This window comes from Streptomyces sp. GbtcB6, from assembly GCF_019091475.1.
GTDB lineage: Bacteria > Actinomycetota > Actinomycetes > Streptomycetales > Streptomycetaceae > Streptomyces > Streptomyces hyaluromycini.
In genome coordinates, this window is record NZ_JAGXJL010000003.1 from 129581 (window position 1) to 144191 (window position 14611).

18 protein-coding genes and 1 tRNA gene are annotated in these 14611 nt (G+C 70.2%); 17 read left to right on the forward strand and 2 right to left on the reverse strand.

Translation table 11 applies throughout. The features are described 5' to 3' along the window. Window positions 1-31 precede the first annotated feature (31 nt). The 16 genes from KVT45_RS05860 (at window position 32) to KVT45_RS05935 (ending at window position 11973) form a co-directional block, all read left to right on the forward strand. Entirely contained in the window at window positions 32-301 is a 270-nt protein-coding gene (locus KVT45_RS05860) for a DUF6284 family protein (RefSeq protein ID WP_217545409.1), read from the forward strand. Continuing rightward, window positions 298-747, forward strand: coding sequence for a Pycsar system effector family protein (locus KVT45_RS05865; RefSeq protein ID WP_217545410.1), 450 nt, complete (start codon window positions 298-300; stop codon window positions 745-747). The genes KVT45_RS05860 and KVT45_RS05865 overlap by 4 nt, the downstream gene beginning before the upstream one ends. Then, window positions 744-1010 carry a hypothetical protein gene (locus KVT45_RS05870; RefSeq protein WP_217545411.1) on the forward strand — a complete coding sequence of 89 codons (267 nt, stop codon included), beginning with the start codon at window positions 744-746 and terminating at the stop codon, window positions 1008-1010. Before KVT45_RS05865 ends, KVT45_RS05870 begins: the two co-directional genes overlap by 4 nt. After that, window positions 1007-2122, forward strand: coding sequence for a conjugal transfer protein (locus KVT45_RS05875; RefSeq protein WP_217545412.1), 1116 nt, complete (start codon window positions 1007-1009; stop codon window positions 2120-2122). Before KVT45_RS05870 ends, KVT45_RS05875 begins: the two co-directional genes overlap by 4 nt. Then, window positions 2119-2736: a GGDEF domain-containing protein gene (locus KVT45_RS05880; RefSeq protein WP_217545413.1), complete on the forward strand. Its 618-nt coding sequence runs from the start codon at window positions 2119-2121 to the stop codon at window positions 2734-2736. The genes KVT45_RS05875 and KVT45_RS05880 overlap by 4 nt, the downstream gene beginning before the upstream one ends. Next, window positions 2733-3065 (forward strand): RRQRL motif-containing zinc-binding protein, encoded by a 333-nt coding sequence (locus tag KVT45_RS05885; RefSeq protein ID WP_217545414.1) that lies wholly within the window; start codon window positions 2733-2735, stop codon window positions 3063-3065. Before KVT45_RS05880 ends, KVT45_RS05885 begins: the two co-directional genes overlap by 4 nt. Window position 3066: 1 nt before the next feature. Continuing rightward, window positions 3067-3384 carry a hypothetical protein gene (locus KVT45_RS05890; protein WP_217545415.1) on the forward strand — a complete coding sequence of 106 codons (318 nt, stop codon included), beginning with the start codon at window positions 3067-3069 and terminating at the stop codon, window positions 3382-3384. Window positions 3385-3386: 2 nt separating this feature from the next. Beyond that, complete coding sequence (locus KVT45_RS05895) at window positions 3387-3725, forward strand: hypothetical protein (RefSeq protein WP_254646377.1); 339 nt, start codon at window positions 3387-3389, stop codon at window positions 3723-3725. Continuing rightward, on the forward strand, window positions 3722-5848 hold the full coding sequence (locus tag KVT45_RS05900) for an FtsK/SpoIIIE domain-containing protein (RefSeq protein ID WP_217545417.1): 2127 nt from the start codon (window positions 3722-3724) through the stop codon (window positions 5846-5848). Before KVT45_RS05895 ends, KVT45_RS05900 begins: the two co-directional genes overlap by 4 nt. Before the next feature lie 203 nt (window positions 5849-6051). Next, window positions 6052-6555 carry a hypothetical protein gene (locus tag KVT45_RS05905; RefSeq protein WP_217545418.1) on the forward strand — a complete coding sequence of 168 codons (504 nt, stop codon included), beginning with the start codon at window positions 6052-6054 and terminating at the stop codon, window positions 6553-6555. 17 nt (window positions 6556-6572) lie between these two features. Then, complete coding sequence (locus KVT45_RS05910; RefSeq protein WP_217545419.1) at window positions 6573-6833, forward strand: hypothetical protein; 261 nt, start codon at window positions 6573-6575, stop codon at window positions 6831-6833. 89 nt (window positions 6834-6922) lie between these two features. Next, window positions 6923-7660 (forward strand): DNA methylase, encoded by a 738-nt coding sequence (locus KVT45_RS05915; protein WP_217545420.1) that lies wholly within the window; start codon window positions 6923-6925, stop codon window positions 7658-7660. Further along, entirely contained in the window at window positions 7657-8499 is an 843-nt protein-coding gene (locus KVT45_RS05920; protein ID WP_217545421.1) for a bifunctional DNA primase/polymerase, read from the forward strand. Before KVT45_RS05915 ends, KVT45_RS05920 begins: the two co-directional genes overlap by 4 nt. A gap of 2 nt (window positions 8500-8501) precedes the next feature. After that, window positions 8502-9974 (forward strand): ATP-binding protein, encoded by a 1473-nt coding sequence (locus KVT45_RS05925; protein WP_217545777.1) that lies wholly within the window; start codon window positions 8502-8504, stop codon window positions 9972-9974. A 472-nt stretch (window positions 9975-10446) separates the two neighbouring features. Next, on the forward strand, window positions 10447-10680 hold the full coding sequence (locus KVT45_RS05930; RefSeq protein WP_217545422.1) for an excisionase family DNA-binding protein: 234 nt from the start codon (window positions 10447-10449) through the stop codon (window positions 10678-10680). Between the two features lie 75 nt (window positions 10681-10755). Continuing rightward, window positions 10756-11973, forward strand: coding sequence for a site-specific integrase (locus tag KVT45_RS05935; RefSeq protein ID WP_217545423.1), 1218 nt, complete (start codon window positions 10756-10758; stop codon window positions 11971-11973). Between the two features lie 63 nt (window positions 11974-12036). Here KVT45_RS05935 and KVT45_RS05940 read toward each other — a convergent pair whose 3' ends face one another. Beyond that, window positions 12037-12618 (reverse strand): hypothetical protein, encoded by a 582-nt coding sequence (locus KVT45_RS05940; RefSeq protein ID WP_217545424.1) that lies wholly within the window; start codon window positions 12616-12618, stop codon window positions 12037-12039. A 200-nt stretch (window positions 12619-12818) separates the two neighbouring features. After that, a tRNA-Cys gene (locus tag KVT45_RS05945) sits at window positions 12819-12890 on the reverse strand. Between the two features lie 181 nt (window positions 12891-13071). Between KVT45_RS05945 and KVT45_RS05950 the strand changes: the two genes are divergently transcribed. Further along, window positions 13072-14502 (forward strand): MFS transporter, encoded by a 1431-nt coding sequence (locus KVT45_RS05950; protein ID WP_217545425.1) that lies wholly within the window; start codon window positions 13072-13074, stop codon window positions 14500-14502. Window positions 14503-14611: the final 109 nt, after the last annotated feature.

The window sequence follows — 14611 nt, forward strand, 5'->3', positions numbered from 1 at the left end:
GGCCGTTCCCTGTGAGAGGACACACGACCCTATGAACCCCATCGTGACTGTTCAGACCGCTGTTACCGAGTTCGCCGACTGGGGCGAGCCGACGGACGCGGACCTGGGCGCGATCGAGCAGGAGCTCCCGCTGATCCTGGCGGAGGTCGACCTGTTGGACGCGCAGATCATCACTCTGGACCGCACCCCGACCGTGCTGGACGGCCGCCGGATCCGCCGGGCCCGCCGCCGGGTGCTCGCGGCCCGGCTGGAGCTGACCAACCGCACCGCCAGCGCGATCCTGCCCGGCGGTGCCGCATGAGCACCCCGACCGGACAGACCCTCACTGCCGCGCACGCTGAGGTGAGGGCGGAGATCGCGCGGACCGACAACAAGACCGCGCTGCTGCTCGCGTTCGTCGGCGCGGTCCTGGCCGGCGCCTGGACGATCGGTGGCGCCCTCCCCCTCAACCCGGCGGCGGCCGTCGTCGGTGTGCTGGGCATGGTGCTGTTGGTCGGTGCGGCGAGTGTGCTGCTGACGTCGGTGCGCCCGAACCTGAACGGCGGTCACGGCTTCCCCCTGTGGGCCACCCTGACCCCCGAGCAGATCACCGCGAGCCTGTCGACGGATCTCGCCGCCGACATCGCCGGACTGTCCCGGCTCGCGGTCGTCAAGTTCACCTGCCTGCGCCGCGCGGTCGACCTCACCCGCGCCGGCGGCGCCCTCCTGATCGCTGCCGTGGCGCTGGCGCTCGGGGGTGCGGCATGAACGACGACACCCGCGAGTTCCTGGCTGCCGTCCTGGACGCCCTCAACATCCCCACCCCGGCCACCATCGGCGACCACGAAGCGTTCCGGATCCTGCTGGAAGACCGCGCGCTGGACGCGATCGTGGCCCTGACCGGCGCCCTGGGCGAACCCCCGGACACCGACTGGGGGCTCGGCTGGCACACCGGTTACCTGCGCAAGCAACTCGCGCAGAAGCCGCCGACCACCTACCGCCATTACGACGCGGACGGAGGTGCGGCATGAGCGCGGGCCGTTCCCTGAACAAGGTGCAGATCGGTGTCTTGAGCGCCGCGTTCGTGCCCATGCTCGCCACGGGCGTGGTCGGCGGTATCGGGACCTACAGCAACATCGGGCACGCCTACGGCAAGGGAACCGCCCTGGGCGCGCTCGGTGCGGGTGAGGGTGCCACGGCCGTTCTCGCGCTGGTCCTGCTCGGTCTGACGCTGCTGGGGCAGTCCTCCCCGCGTGTCATCCGCGCCGGGCTGTGGGCGCTGCCGGCCGCCGCCGCCTTCATGGGTGCGATGGCCGCGTCCGACCCCGGCCGCACCGTCATCTACGCCCTGACCCCGCTGGGCATGTCCGTGTCCGCCGAAGGTATGGCGTTCCTGGCCCGGCGGATCGTCGTCCACACCGACGGCCGGGACGCGGAGCACGAGCAGCGGACCGCCGACATCGTGCGGGCGCTCGCCTACCACCGCGCCCGTGCCGCCCACCACCCGAGCGATCGGGTGAAGTGGTGGTCGGAGCGGAAGTCGTGGCGTCTGGCCCGCAAGGTCGGGGTGGGAGACACCGCGCTGGGATCGAGTCTGCTCGATGTCCAGCGGCAGCGGGTCACGGCCGGCGCGGACGCGGCTCTTGCGTCGATGTTCGGCACCACCGCCGCGATCCCCGCCACGGTCACGAATGCGGAGGAATCGACCGGAAGCAGTCGAGAACGGTCTACCTCTGACCTGCCCGTATCGAGCACACCCACGGTCGTGGTGACACGGCTTTCGGTGCCCGATCCGGCGCCGGTCGACCTCGGCAAGTCGGGCGTCGGCGTGAAGCCGATGCCCGCCGTCGTCCCGGTGGCGCGGCCGGTCCCGATCGCCCCGACACCCGCCCGTCCGGTGGCGGCCGCGTCGAGCGCGCCGCGTCGGGCGACGGGCCGTGTCCCGGTCGCCGCCAAGTCGCCCCGCACCCGCCGCACCCCCGAACAGCTCATGACGGAAGCACGGAAGGCGACGGCCGGCCTGACGGACGCTGAGGTGACCGCAGAGGGCATCCGCCGGGCCCTGCGCACCTCGCCCGCCAACGCCCGGATGCTGCGTGACGCTCTGCTCGCCGAACGTGCCACCCAGGTGGTGACGCCGTGAGCACCCTCGCCGCGCTCTTACCGGCCGTGCCGCCCGCGATCGGGTGGGCGGTCCACGCCCGGTGGCTGCACGGCCGGTTGACAACGGCTCGCCGTGACCCGCTCACCGGGTTGTGGACGCGGGACGCGTTCACCCGCAGGGCCCGCCGCCTGCTGCGCGACCCCCGCGCCGTGGTGGTGCTGGCGGACGTCGACCACTTCAAGCACATCAACGACACCCACGGCCACGCGGCCGGTGACGCGCTGCTCGCCACGGTCGCCGCCCGCCTCGCCCACGGCACCACCCCCGGCGGTGTCGCGGGCCGGCTGGGCGGCGACGAGTTCGCCGCCGTCGTCATCGACCGCGACGGCTCGATGCCGGACCGGCTGCACACCCTCGCCCGTGTCCTCGCCCGGCCGGTCGACACCGCCCCCGACGTGCACACCACGGTGTCGCTGGGGTGGGTCCGGGCCGGTGACCATCCGGATGAGGACCTGTCCGCGCTGCTGCGCCGTGCCGATGAGGCCATGTACGCGGCCAAGCGGTCCGGGCGGTCCGGGCCCCGCCGGGCCCGCCTCGGGCGGCTGCTCGGCTCGGTCGCCGGCCGCCGACCCGGACGGCGCGGCGCGGCATGAGCACGCTGCCCGTCTACCCCTGGCGCCTGGCACCGGACGGCTACGCCACCCGCCGCCAACTGCGGGCCCGCAACCTGCGCCCCGGTGGTCAGGGCGTCGCCGCTCAGCTCGAACGCTCCCGCCGCCGACGTCCGCCGCTGGTCGCCTACCTGTACCGCGTCGACCTGGCCAAACCGGTCCGGCCCATGACTCCGGCCAGGTGGGCGGCGCTCGCCAAGGCCAATGCCGCCCGCCGCACATGCCCCGACTGCCGGCGTGACGCCGGCTACGTCATCCCCACCGCGCTCGGCACCTGCGCGCCCTGCGCCTACCCCGAAGGGATCGCCTGACATGGGCAAACCCGACACCCGCCGTGTGGACCGCGAGATCAGCAAGACGCAGAAGAAGTTGGAAGCGGTCCAGCGGGGCGAGTGGTGGCCGCTGACCGGCAAGGAGCGCCGGGACATGTTCCGGGCGATGGCCGGCGGCGCCCGCAGCATCCACCAGGGACACAGCACCAGCGGCGCCGAGACCCGTATGGACTCCATCGGTTCCTCGGTGGAGTCCCGGCTGAACGCCGAACTGACCGCCCTGCACGGCGAGCGCCAGCGCATCATCACCGAGTACGCGCAGGCCAAGGCCAAGACGAAGTCGTCCGGGTGGTGGTGAGCGTGGACGCTCGTTGCCTCGCCGCTCACCCGGACGACCCGACCGGCTGTGTCGGTGCGGTCGTGGTGACCGTGCTGGACGCCTTCAACGCGGGCGCGAACGGGTGCGAGCACCACGGCGCCCGCCTCCTGGCCAGCCTGGACGGTGCCCGCGTCTACGGCCTGCCCGACGCCCCGGCCGGCAGCGCCATCCGCGTCTTCACCGCCGCCGACACCCTGCGCCCGTTCTGCTGGGCCGACGGCCCCCGCACCGACCCCTCCCAGCTCAGCCGTGCCGAGAACCGCGCCCGGTGCGCCGACCTCCCCTCCCTTGCCTCCCGTTCAGGAGACCTGCCGTCATGACCGAGAACGTCATCAACCTCCACAAGCCCACCGACCCCCCGACCGGCGCCAACGCCCCGACCGTCCTCACCGTCGTCCCCGACCCGGCACCGGCCCCGCGGCTGCCGCTGTGGGTGCGCTCCGGCCGTGCGGTCAAGGCCGCCGCGACCGACGAGAACACCAAGACCGTGGTCCGGGCGGTGGCCCGGCACGGCCTGTACACGTTCAACGGGGGCCGGATCGTGGCCCGCCGCACCTGGGACGGCAAGACCGGCGCCCGCTATGAGCGCATGATCCGGGCCGCCGAAGCGGCCGGGAACCTGGAAGTTGCGGAGGAGTGGGAGGAGCGTCTCCAGCGCTTCCGCGAGGCACGCCACCGCCGCCGCATGGACCTCCTCCACTCCCCGGTCGAGGTGGCCAAGGGCGTGGCCGTCGGCACCGGTATGGGCATCGCCGGGCTGCTCGCGCTCGGGGTCGTCATGGCCATCAACACCAAGCGGCCGGCGGACGTCATCACCCCGCTCGCCGCCACCATCGACTTCATCGCGACCCTGATCCGGATCGTTCAGATCGTGTGGGGCCCGGCGCTCACGATCGGCCCCTTCCTCGCGCTGCTCGCCCTGTGGTCGGTCGGCGCGCACCAGAAGGCGGCGCCGTCGTGGTCGATGCCTGAGCACCAGCGATCGAGCGATGGCGAGCCGATCACGCCCTCGATCGTGGTCAAGGCCCTGCGTGACCTCGGTATCCCGGCGCTGCGTAACGCCATCAAGGAGATGGGCGACGTGGGCGCGTCGATGCTCGGGCCGATCCGGATCGCCGGATGCGGTGTCGAGGTCGACGTCACGCTCCCGTCCGGGGTATCCACGATCGAGGTGCAGCAGCGCCGCAGGAAGCTGGCGGAGAACCTGACCCGGCACGAGCACGAAGTGTTCATCACGATCCCCGAAGCGGCCCGCACCGTCCGCCTCTGGGTCGCCGACTCCGGTGCGCTCGATGAGCCGATCGGTCCGTCTCCGCTGGTCACCGACGAGACCATGACCGCCGATTACAAGAAGGGCAAGGCCCCCTGGGGTCAGGACCTGCGCGGCGACGCGGCGGCCTTGAGCCTGTATCAGCGCCATCTGCTCATCACCGGCCTGTCGAACCAGGGCAAGACCGCTTCCCTGCGATCGCTCGCCCTGTGGGCCGTGCTCGACAAGACCATCGAATTCCGGATCGCCGACCTCAAGGGCGGTGACTGGGTCATGTTCAACGGCCTGGCCACCGTGCTCATCCAGGGCCCGACCGACGACCACGTCATCAAGGCCACGGAGATGGTCGAAGGCGTGGTCGATGAGATGAACCGGCGGATCGAGGACCGTCAGTTCGAGCCGAACATGGAGTTCCCGCCCCTGATCTGCATCGTGGACGAAGCACAGGTGGCGTTCATGTGCCCGGTCAAGGACGACCTGGGGCAGCAGTACGGCGGATCCAAGGCCACCTCCCGGTACTTCATGGCCGTGCGGAAGATTCACAACCAGGGCCGTGCGGTCAACGTGCTGATGTGGCAGGGGACCCAGGACCCCACCGACCAGAACCTTCCCAAGCTGGTCAGGGAAGGTGCCCACACGCGTGCCTCGCTCGCGCTGGGCACCGAGTCTCAGGCCCGCATGGCGCTCGGGGACAAGGCCGTCGACGGCGGGGCGGCCCCGAACCTGCTGCGTCCCGGGCTGGACCAGGGAACGTTGGTCATCGCGTCCAGCGGGATCGACATCCCCAAGGGCCAGTCGTCCATCACCGTGCGCACGCACTTCATCGGCCACGACGACGCAACCGCCATCGCTGAGCGGGCCAAGGCCCTGCGCAGCGGGATCACGACCCTGCACGCCGTTGAACCGGAGCGCGAGACGCGTGACCCGCTCGCGGACATCGCCGCCGTCCTCGGCACCGACACCCGCATCAGCACCCAGGACGTTCTCAAGCGGCTCGCCGTGCTCGCCCCCGACACCTACGGCAAGTGGTCGTTCATCGACCTCAAGCGCGTGCTCGCCGGCACCGCAGGCGAGCCCCACAAGTCGGACGGGCGCATGGTCGTCGTCGCCGACCGCATCGCCCGCGCACTCGCCGACCGCGACGAGACGGATTCCGCTTCCGCTTCCCAGTGACAGGGAGTCGACCCCCGTCGGGTCAGGGAGGCAGGGAGAACTCCCTGAACCCCTCCCTGGCCCGCCTCCCTCCCCCTGACCTGCGTAATTGATCGTCAGGGAGGCAGGGAGGCGCCCCAGGTCAGACCCCTGAAACCCCCCTCACAACGCCCCCGGCAGGGGGTGTCCCCGCCTCCCTGAACCGTGACCGGAAGGGATTCCGCATGTACCCCGAGACCACTCCCGAAGCGTTCCGCAAGGGCGTCCGGATGAGCGAGGACGTGGCCGCCGCCGAAGCGGCCTGGATCATCGCCGACGCCTACCGGCCCGCCCCCGACACCCCGACCGCCTACCGCGACACCAGCCCGCTCCCGGCGTACGGCGACACGCCCCCGGTCATGCAGCCGGACCGCAGGATCGTGCCCGCGTGGGCCGCCGGGACCGCCGTCGCCGGCATCGGCGTGGGAGCCGCATTCGTCGGCATCGGGTGCGGTGTCTGGCTCGCCTGCCAGGGATTCGCCGCCGTCTCCCTGACGAGCGTTCTGTTCGTCACGCTGCCGATCGCCGCCGTGGGCGGTGTCGTCGCCGCGATTGGCACCGCGTTGCGCTCCCTCAAGGCCGTCCACACCGAGAACCACCACCACTACGCCGGCCCGGTCCGGCAGGAGAACACGACCACGAAGACCTATGGGGTCATCGCCCGCACCCGCAACGAGCACCACGGCTGACAGGAGACCCAACACCCATGTTCCGCCTGCGAATCAAGGTCCTCGACGGCTGCCGCTTCCGTGCCCTGGTCCTGACCGACACCCCCCGCCCCGACTGCCCGGACTGCAAGGGGCGCGGGGGCACCGTGCAGCGCTACGGCTACCCGGACGCCGGGGAGTACTGGGGCAGCGGTTGGGAGTTCTGCCCGTGCTGGTCGACGTGGCGCATGACCCTGCTGCCCCTGCCGCGCTGGATGCGCCGCACCCGGCGCGGCTACCGCGCCAAGGCCCCGTTCTAGCTGTGCCAAGGGCGGCCCCCTCGTCTCGCCAAAGTCGCGGGGCCGCCCTTGTCCAACCAGGACCCAACCAGGAACTGGAGACATCCAGAATGACCCAACCCACCCTCATCCGGCGAGTGTCCGGCCCCCGACCGCGCCTGCTGGACCTCTTCTGCTGCGCCGGCGGCGCCGGTGTGGGCTACCACCGCGCCGGATTCGACGTGGACGGGTGCGACGTGGCCAACCGCCCCAACTACCCGTTCCCCTACCACCGGGGCGACGCTCTCGCCTACCTCGCCCACCTGATCGTGACGGGGGAGATCCGCCGGTACGTGTTCGTCCACGCCTCGCCGCCGTGCCAGCACGGATGTGCCCTCACCGTGGGCACCAACGCCTCGCAGGGCTGGGGCGGCGCCCACGTCGACCTCGTGGCGCCCACCCGGGAACTGCTGGACGCGACCGGTCTGCCGTACGTGATCGAGCAGCCCAACGGCCGTGCGGAGATCCGTAAGGACCTGACGCTGTGCGGCGAGATGTACGGCCTCGGGGTCATCAGGCACCGCAACTTCGAGTTGGGCGGCTGGACGACCGAGCAGCCCGCGCACGTCCCCCACCGGGGCCGGGTGCGCGGCTACCGACACGGCCGCTTCTACGACGGCCCGTACGTCGCCGCGTACGGCAACGGCGGCGGCAAGCCCACCGTGCCCGAACTCCAGACCGCGATGGGCATGCACTGGACGGACGTCCGCGAGGAGCTGACCGAGGCGATCCCGCCCGCCTACACCGAATTCATCGGCCGCGCCTACCTCGCCACCCGCACGACCAGCGGTCTGGGGGTGGCCGCGTGACCACCACACTCACCCCGCTGCGCACCGCGCTTCAGCTCGGGGCGGCCGGCGTCCCGGTCCTGCCCCTGCGGGCGGGAAAGCTGCCGTTCGGGAACTGCCCGACCTGCGCGCGAAACGCGTGCGGTGGCCGGCCGAACATGAAAACCCCCGGCTCGTGCGCCTGCCCGCAGCCCTGCCATGGCTGGGCCGCCGCCACCATCGACCCCCACGTCCTCAACTCGCCCGCGTGGGGGCCGGCGTGGCGGCACGCGGCGTCCGTGGCCTACCACCCCGGCGGCGCCGGCGTGACCGTGGTCGACCTCGACAACCCTGCCGCCGTCCGGTGGGCCCGTGAGACGCTGCCCGCGACCCGGACCGTGCTCACCACCCGAGGCGAACACTGGATCTACCGGGGCACCATGCCGTCCTCGAACGCCGTACGGCCCGGCATCGACATCAAGTCCCTTATGGCGTACGCCCGTTGGCTCGACAACGGCACGGGCGCCATGGCCGCTCTCCCGGACGCTGTGCGCGCGTTAAAGGAGCCGTCGCACGCCCGCAGGGCGCCACAGAGCCTCTCAGTGCCTCTGAGGGGGCATGGGGGCGAGTGCCCACACCGCACGCCCACCTACCTGGACCGTGGGATCACCATGGGCGTGCAGCGCATCACCGAGGCCCGCAGCGCCGTCCACGCGACCGTGTACCGGACGTTCCTCGCGGTGCTGTCGACGCACGGCCGGTGCGGCTGCCTCACCGACGCCCACGTCACGCGGCTGTTCACCGCCGCGCAGGCCAAGGGCGAAACGGCCCGGCACTGCACCGACGCGTGGACCAACGCCCTGACCACATTGGGACTGTGACCATGGCCGACGACGACAAGAACCCGGCCCGAGAGATCATCACCGACTACGCGCAGACGCACTTCCGGTACTTCCGCACCGCCGACGGCACCGTCTACGCGCAGCGCAACGGCCACCCCGTCGCCCGCCCAATCCGCTCCCAGGGAACCACCGGCAGCCACCGCCAAGAACTCATGGTCGGCCTGTTCAAGGACGGACTGGGCGTGTTCAACGGGACCGCGCTTAAAGAGGCACTCGACTTGATCGAAGCACTTGCACTGACCGAGGACGTCCAGCCCGTGTACATCCGCGTCGCCCCGGGATTCGACGGGGCCACCTGGTTGGACCTGGGGCGTGCCGACGGCCAGTCCGTCCGTATCCACCCCACCGGATGGGACATCGCCGTTCCGGACCCGCGTGAGGTGTGCTGGCGGCGCACCCAGCTCACCGGCGAACTCCCGCTGCCGGTCAAGAACACGGACGGCAAGGGCATCGACCTGCTGCTGAGGCTGTGCAACTTCGCCACGGCTGAGACGGAGTGTCTGGCCATCGCGTGGCTGGTCGGGTGCCTCGGGCCGTCCGTGCCCGTCCCGGCCCCGTTCCTCACCGGACCGCAGGGCGCCGGCAAGTCGACCGGCGGCCGGATGCTCGTACGGATCATCGAAGGCATGACCGGTGACCTGCGCCGCGCCCCGAAGGATGAGGAGAACCTCCTTGCGGCCGTGGCTGCCGGATGGGTGACCGCGCTGGACAACCTCTCCCACATGAGCCCGGACCTGTCCGACGCGATGTGCTGCATCGTGACTGGTGCCGAGAACGTAAAGCGCGCTCTGTTCACTGACGGGGACGTGTTCCGCGTCGGCTACCGTCGCCCCCTGCTCCTGACCGGCATCGACGTCGGAGTCATCCGGCCCGACCTCGCGGAACGGCTCCTGCCGCTCAGGCTGGAGCGGCCCCGAGTGCGGCGCACCGAGGATGAGCTGTGGACGGAGTACGCGCAGGTGCTGCCCGTCGTCCTCGGCTCGCTCCTGGACCTGACGGTCAAGGTCCGCGCGGTGGACGCGGAGACCCCGACCGACCTGCGCATGGCGGACTTCGCCCACCTGTGCGCGCAGCTCGACGCGGCAACCGGTCTGGGTGCTCTGGCCGCCTACCGGGCCAGCCTGGACGACCTCAACGACGACGTCATCGAGGGCGACCTGTTGGCTCAGACGGTCCTCGCGCACGCGGCCGGCATCGAACCGGGGACGGGGCAGCAGATGACGTCCACGGAGTGGCTGCACTGCCTCAGCCGCGTCTACACCGGAGACGACTTCCGCCCCCTGCCAAAGGGCTGGCCGACCACCGGCAAGGTCCTCTCCGACCGGCTCAAGCGGCTACAGCCCACCCTCGCCGCGCGGGGCGTACTCATCGACTCCGGACGCACCCGGGAAGGCCGCTACATCGAAATGGCCCGCACACAGGCCGCGCCGCCGCACGAACAGCAGACGCTCTGACCGGCGCCACGGCCGAACAGCAAGAGGAGCACCACCGGCCAGGCGTGCTCCTCTTGCTGTTCGGCGCTCGCGCCGCCCCGATGGACGCGCCGCGAAGCGGCTCCTTCTTCACGTTCTGAGCCGCGCCACACCACCACGGACACCCCCTCTTTTTTCCTAAGTAGGGGAACGCTGCGTCACAGCGTCACACGATCTTGGAAAACGGCCGGTGACCTGCACATAAGGGCGTGACGCAGACGGCCCCTCTCTGCGTCACGCCGCGTCACCTGCGTCACGCGTGACGAGAGCCTGCGTCACGCGTGACGCACCCCGAACGCTCTGCGTCACACCAAACCCGCAGGTCAGAAGCCTGCGTGACGCGGGTGACGCTGTGACGCAGAAATCCTCACCTCGGACACACGCAGGCTCCTGAGAAGCCTGTCGAACCAACGACACCCCGGCCGTGCATCCCCTCACCCCTAGGAGCTCCCGCGTGAGTATCGCCAGTGTGGACACGGTCCGGCTCGTTGACGCCGGCGGACCGGCCCCCGTTCTCCTGACCGTCGAAGAGGCTGCCTGCTGCCTCCGCATAGGCCGGACCACATGCTTCGGCCTCATTCGTACGGGAGAGCTGGAGTCCCTGTTGGTTGGCGGACTCCGGCGCGTTCCCGCCGACGCCCCCGCCGCCTACCTCGCCCGCCGACGCGCCGAACAGCGCGCGGCCTGACCGGCCTCTCAACGGAGCGCCACCCCCACGGGGTGGCGCTCCGGCCGTTTCCACCCACCCCGAAGGAGTCCGCCTGTGGCGGAAGACAAGAAGCGCACCCGACAGCCCAACGGCCGTAGCTCGATCTACTTCGGTAAGGACGGCAAATGGCACGGCCGCGTGACCGTCGGCGTCCGCGACGACGGCACGACGGACCGTCGCCATGTCGAGCGCAAGACCAAGGCTGAGGTAGCGGAGGCTGTTCGAGAGCTGGAGAAACAGCGCGACGCCAAGACCGTAAGGAAGCCGGGCAAGGCGTGGACGGTCAAGGCGTGGTTGACGCACTGGGTTGAGAACGTCGCGCCCCTCGCCGTCAACGACAACACGATGGTCGGGTACGGCGTCGCGGTCCGGAAGCACCTCATCCCCGGCTTGGGCGCTCACCGGCTCGACAGACTCAAGCCCGAGCACATCGAGACGTTCTACGCCAAGATGCAGGCCAATGGCAGTAAGCCCGCCACCGCTCACCAGGTGCACCGAACTCTGCGCACAGCCCTCAATGAGGCTGTACGGCGCGGCCATCTCGGCAGGAACCCTGTCCTGTTGGCTAAGGCCCCAAAGACGGGGGAGTACGAGGTGGAGCCCTACAGCGTTCAAGAGGTACAGCGACTGTTGAAGGCCGCTGACCGCCATCGCAACTCCGCGCGATGGGCCGCCGCGCTCGCCCTCGGACTGCGTCAAGGGGAGGTACTAGGGCTGACGTGGGACGACGTGGACCTTGAGGGTGGATTCCTTGTTGTCCGCCGTAGTCGTCACAGGCCGCAGTACGCCCACGGGTGCGCGGAGCCCTGTGGACGCAAGGCCGCCGGGTACTGCCCGCAGAGGCGACGAACCAACCCCGAGTTGTCCACCACCAAGTCGCGCGCTGGCCGTCGCGCGGTCGGACTCCCCGAACAACTCGTTGCCTTGCTCGATACGCACCTCAAGGCGCAGGAAGTGGAGCGGGAAACGGCTGGGCAGCGTTGGGAGGAGAACGGCCTTGTCTTCCCGGACGAGCATGGCCGTAGTCCGTCCCATCGCCGCGACTGGACCGAGTGGAAGGCTCTTCTGACAGAGGCCAAGGTTCGGGACGGCCGTTTGCACGACGCGCGCCACACGGCCGCGACGGTGCTACTCATCCTTGGTGTCCCCGAGCGGGCGGTCATGGGGCTCATGGGGTGGTCCACAACCGCCATGGCCGCTCGGTATCAACACATGGTCGACGCAGTACGGACGGACATCGCCAAGCAGGTGGACGGTCTGATCTGGGAATGACATGGGCGGCCCAGTGCGTCAGCGCGCACTGGGCCGTGTCACAAAACCTCTACGGTACGGCACTTAGCTGCGATACATGGCGTCATGTGCCATTACGGTGAAGCGGTCCAGCTGCATCCCGAAATTCAGTCGTCGAACTCCTATCTCCTCCACTGATTCATCCATATTGGAGGGTCTGAAGTTTATTAAGCGGAAGGTTCCGTCGGAGTATCTCCCGAGAGTGACGATTGAATCCCGTAGGGTCGACAACAGGTCGCCCACCGCTGCATCGCATTGTAGGTATTGCTCATACACGCCTGGTGGACCTTCGAGGCGCATTGCTGTGTAGGTGTCGGTGGGTCCTTCGTGGAAAAGTTCACTGATCCGGTTTATTAAATCTTCAGAAGTTTCGTGTGCTACGGGAGGCGTCGTGTCTTCGTCGTAGTATGAAACGAAGTCAGCCCATATTTGATCGACTTTTTTCATGATGTCTGTATACTCGGCGAGCGCTGGAAGGTAGACGGCCCGTCGCGCCGTTCGCTGCATCTGGCCTAGGTTGGCGCGAAGCTGGCCCCGGCCCGTTACTGCTGCGGCGGCCACTGCACCGCCAGCTCCTAAGACGCCCCCGATTGCAGCCCCGATGAGCCCTGCTAGCCCTGCGTCCATGGCGTGAGTATGGACGTCTTGGCGTGTGAAGGCCGCTGCTTTCAGAGATCTTGCTGCCTACTCTCACTCAACGCTGGAGCTGCTGGGTGAGCCGACGCGGTACTGGTGGGGGGCAACTGAGACGGGAACTGAGACGGACGACCGACAGGGCGACCCCGTCTGAGGTGTCGCCCTGTCGTTTTGCCTGGTCAAGGCAGTAGAGGCCGTGGCGGGAATCGAACCCACGTAACTCGCTTTGCAGGCGAGTCCCTAAACCACTCGGGCACACGGCCGTGTCGGTGGTTAGAAGGTACGGGGGTGTGGGGGAGGGGCTCAAGGGGACGGGCGGGGCTGCAACGGGACTGCCATACGGCGTTCATGAACCGGGGGACCGGGGGTGTACGACCAAGGTCGGAGGCGTGACGGGGCTTGCGACAGGGGCCAGGGTGGGCTTTGGGCCTTACCGTGGTCAGCATGACCGCCCTTGAGCCGAGCGACGCCGTCGTCGCAGACGAGACCGCTGACAGAGCCGATGCGGGTGGTGTGCTGGGGCGGCCGTATCGGGCGCTGAGTGTCGGGATCGTGTCCGTCGTGCTGCTGATCGCGTTCGAGGCGACGGCCGTCGGGACGGCGATGCCCGTGGCGGCCCGGGAACTGGACGGGGTGTCGCTGTACGCGTTCGCCTTCTCCGGGTACTTCACGACCAGCCTGTTCGGGATGGTGCTGTCCGGGCAGTGGTCGGACCGGAAGGGGCCGCTCGGGGCGCTGACGACCGGGATCGGGGCCTTTGCCGCCGGGCTTGTCGTCGCCGGGACTGCCCAGGCCATGTGGGTGTTCATCGCGGGGCGGGCCGTGCAGGGGTTCGGTGGCGGGCTGGTCATCGTCGCGTTGTACGTCGTCGTGGGACGGGCCTACCCGGAGCGGTTGCGGCCCGCGATCATCGCCGCGTTCGCCGCGGGCTGGGTGGTGCCGTCCGTCGTCGGGCCGCTGGCCGCCGGGGCCGTGACCGAGCAGCTCGGGTGGCGGTGGGTGTTCCTCGGGATCCCGGTGCTCGTGGTCTTCCCGGTGGCACTCGCCCTGCCGCAGATACGGCGCCGGGCCGGCGGACCCGTGACGGAAGGCGGGCAGGGAGCCTTCGACCGGCGGCGGATCCGGCTTGCCTTCGGTATTTCACTCGGCGCGGGGCTGCTGCAGTACGCGGCCCAGGACCTGCGGTGGGTGGCGGTGATACCGGGGCTGCTCGGTGGTGCGCTGCTGGTGCCCGCGGTGCTCGGGCTGCTGCCGCGCGGCACCTGGCGGGCGGCCCGGGGCCTGCCGTCGGTGGTCCTGCTGCGCGGTGTCGCGGCCGGCACCTTCATCTCCGCCGAGTCCTTCGTGCCGTTGATGCTCGTGACCCAGCGGGGGCTGTCACCCACCCTCGCCGGATTCTCGCTGGCCGCGGGCGGGGTGACCTGGGCGGTGGGCTCGTGGGTACAGGCGCGGCCGCGCATGGAGCCGTACCGGGAGCGGCTGATGACCCTGGGGATGGTGCTGGTCGCCGCGGCGATCGCCACCGTGCCGGCTGTGCTGGTGGCCGGCGTGCCGGTGTGGATCGTCGCCGTCGCCTGGGCCTTCGGCTGTTTCGGGATGGGCCTGGTGATCGCCTCGGCCAGCGTGCTGATGCTCCGGCTCTCCGCCCCGGAGGAGGCCGGCGCCAACTCCGCCGCCCTCCAGATCTCCGACGCCCTCTCGGACGTCGTCCTGCTCGCCGCGACCGGCGCGGCCTTCGCGTCCCTCGGCGGCGGCAGCATGACGGGGGCGGCCGGCTCCGGTTCCCATCCGGCGGCCTTCGTCGCCGTGTTCCTGCCGATGGCGGGCATGGCCCTCGCCGGGGCCTGGGTGGCGACCCGGCTTCGTGATCTGTGACGTGAGTCCCACCCGGGGGTGACCCGGCCTTGTCCGCGCCTTGACGGTCACGGGGCGCCGGTAGGGTGGCCCGGTTGTCATACGTAGCCCCCAACCCCCTTACTGCCGC